The organism is Peteryoungia aggregata LMG 23059, from assembly GCF_030814435.1.
GTDB lineage: Bacteria > Pseudomonadota > Alphaproteobacteria > Rhizobiales > Rhizobiaceae > Allorhizobium > Allorhizobium aggregatum.
In genome coordinates this window covers 1-2,500 of sequence record NZ_JAUSUW010000028.1, presented here as the reverse complement: position 1 = coordinate 2,500, position 2,500 = coordinate 1, and the positions used below count along the sequence as shown (strand labels likewise).

The window sequence follows — 2,500 nt, the reverse complement described above, 5'->3', positions numbered from 1 at the left end:
ACTGGAGGGCCGAACCCGCATCTGTTGCAATAGATTGGGATGACTTGTGGCTAGGGGTGAAAGGCCAATCAAACTCGGAGATAGCTGGTTCTCCGCGAAATCTATTTAGGTAGAGCGTCGACCGAATACCCCAGGGGGTAGAGCACTGGATGGGCTATGGGGACTCACCGTCTTACTGATCCTAACCAAACTCCGAATACCTGGGAGTACTAGTCGGCAGACACACGGCGGGTGCTAACGTCCGTCGTGAAGAGGGCAACAACCCTGACCTCCAGCTAAGGTCCCCAAGTCATGGCTAAGTGGGAAAGGATGTGAGGATCCCAAAACAACCAGGATGTTGGCTTAGAAGCAGCCATCATTTAAAGAAAGCGTAACAGCTCACTGGTCTAAATAAGGGTCTTTGCGCCGAAAATGTAACGGGGCTAAAGCCATGCACCGAAGCTGAGGATGTGGATTTATCCACGTGGTAGCGGAGCGTTCCGTAAGCCTGTGAAGGGGTACCCGTGAGGGGCCCTGGAGGTATCGGAAGTGCGAATGTTGACATGAGTAACGATAAAGGGGGTGAGAGACCCCCTCGCCGAAAGACCAAGGGTTCCTGCTTAAAGTTAATCTGAGCAGGGTTAGCCGGCCCCTAAGGCGAGGCAGAAATGCGTAGTCGATGGGAACCACGTTAATATTCGTGGGCCTGGTGGTAGTGACGGATTGCGTAACTTGTTCGGACTTATTGGATTGTCCGGGCGGGGAAGCGGTTCCAGGAAATAGCTCCACCGTATAGACCGTACCCGAAACCGACACAGGTGGTCAGGTAGAGTATACCAAGGCGCTTGAGAGAACTATGTTGAAGGAACTCGGCAAATTGCACGCGTAACTTCGGAAGAAGCGTGACCCCTTTATACGCAAGTATGATGGGGTGGCACAGACCAGGGGGTAGCGACTGTTTATCAAAAACACAGGGCTCTGCGAAGTCGCAAGACGACGTATAGGGTCTGACGCCTGCCCGGTGCTGGAAGGTTAAGAGGAGAGGTGCAAGCTTTGAATCGAAGCCCCAGTAAACGGCGGCCGTAACTATAACGGTCCTAAGGTAGCGAAATTCCTTGTCGGGTAAGTTCCGACCTGCACGAATGGCGTAACGACTTCCCCGCTGTCTCCAACATAGACTCAGTGAAATTGAATTCCCCGTGAAGATGCGGGGTTCCTGCGGTCAGACGGAAAGACCCCGTGCACCTTTACTATAGCTTTACACTGGCATTCGTGTCGGCATGTGTAGGATAGGTGGTAGGCTTTGAAGCAGGGACGCCAGTTTCTGTGGAGCCATCCTTGAAATACCACCCTTATCGTCATGGATGTCTAACCGCGATCCGTCATCCGGATCCGGGACAGTGTATGGTGGGTAGTTTGACTGGGGCGGTCGCCTCCGAAAGAGTAACGGAGGCGCGCGATGGTGGGCTCAGACCGGTCGGAAATCGGTCGTCGAGTGCAATGGCATAAGCCCGCCTGACTGCGAGACTGACAAGTCGAGCAGAGACGAAAGTCGGTCATAGTGATCCGGTGGTCCCGTGTGGAAGGGCCATCGCTCAACGGATAAAAGGTACGCCGGGGATAACAGGCTGATGACCCCCAAGAGTCCATATCGACGGGGTTGTTTGGCACCTCGATGTCGGCTCATCGCATCCTGGGGCTGGAGCAGGTCCCAAGGGTTTGGCTGTTCGCCAATTAAAGCGGTACGTGAGCTGGGTTCAGAACGTCGTGAGACAGTTCGGTCCCTATCTGCCGTGGGTGTAGGAATATTGACAGGATCTGTCCCTAGTACGAGAGGACCGGGATGGACATATCTCTGGTGGACCTGTTGTCGTGCCAACGGCATAGCAGGGTAGCTATATATGGAATGGATAACCGCTGAAGGCATCTAAGCGGGAAACCAACCTGAAAACGAGTATTCCCTATCAGGGCCGTGGAAGACTACCACGTTGATAGGACGGGTGTGGAAGCTCAGTAATGAGTGAAGCTTACCGTTACTAATAGCCCGATTGGCTTGATCGTTCTCATTGCTTATGCTCATCGGCCCGAACAAAACGGGCGATGATGCCAAATACGTGTTCACAAAGACAAACAGGAAATTCCTGTACCAGCTTCTCAACAACATTGCCCTTAGCCGACCTGGTGGTCATGGCGGGGTGGCTGCACCCGTTCCCATTCCGAACACGGCCGTGAAACGCCCCAGCGCCAATGGTACTTCGTCTCAAGACGCGGGAGAGTAGGTCGCTGCCAGGTCTGCTAATGGCAATGTTGTCAGCCAAAATCGCTGAAATCAAATCTTCTCAACACAACATCGGCATAAGCCGAAATCTTCAGGCCGCTATACAAGCGGCCATCTTGCTTTAGGCAGTCTCTCAAGCGTCACAACACAATTGGGACGCTCTTGGCGCGGGGTGGAGCAGCCCGGTAGCTCGTCAGGCTCATAACCTGAAGGCCGCAGGTTCAAATCCTGCCCCCGCAACCA

1 tRNA gene and 2 rRNA genes (1 of these 3 cut by a window edge) are annotated in these 2,500 nt (G+C 53.8%); all 3 read left to right on the top strand.

Features of this window, described 5'->3' with window-relative positions:
• Positions 1-2,040, top strand: a 23S ribosomal RNA gene (locus J2045_RS23090) (it extends 847 nt beyond the left edge of the window).
• 116 nt (positions 2,041-2,156) lie between these two features.
• Positions 2,157-2,271, top strand: a 5S ribosomal RNA gene (gene rrf / locus J2045_RS23085).
• Positions 2,272-2,423: 152 nt separating this feature from the next.
• Positions 2,424-2,500: transfer RNA gene (locus tag J2045_RS23080), tRNA-Met, on the top strand.